Consider the following 320-nt stretch of genomic DNA (forward strand, 5'->3'; position numbering starts at 1 on the left):
GCGCAGCACGACAGCCGCCTGCACGAGCACGAACATCGCGGTCTCGCCGCGGCCGGCCTTCAACGGACGGCCCGTGTGGCCCAGCGCCGTGCGGGTGATCATGCCCATGATCAGGCCCGCGAGCGCGCCGACCGTCAGCACGTGCAGCGCGGCGCTGCCCGTGACGACGCCGTACTGCGCCAGCGCCAGCAGCAGGAAGCCGAACGGGATCCAGAAGTACGACACGTGCAGGATCCACAGCAGCGGGTTGCGCCACGTGCGCCACGGCTGCCAGCCGAGCAGGCGCATGGCCTGGCCGACGGCGGCGAACAGCGCGAGGC

Annotated in this window: 1 protein-coding gene; it reads right to left on the reverse strand. The window is 72.5% G+C overall.

Annotated features, from left to right (window positions below; translation table 11 throughout):
* The coding region (locus ACEN88_RS34975) for an NnrS family protein (RefSeq protein ID WP_413347022.1) at positions 1-320 on the reverse strand (320 nt) is incomplete at both ends.

The organism is Massilia sp. CT11-108, assembly GCF_047302915.1.
Classification (GTDB): domain Bacteria; phylum Pseudomonadota; class Gammaproteobacteria; order Burkholderiales; family Burkholderiaceae_D; genus Telluria; species Telluria orientalis.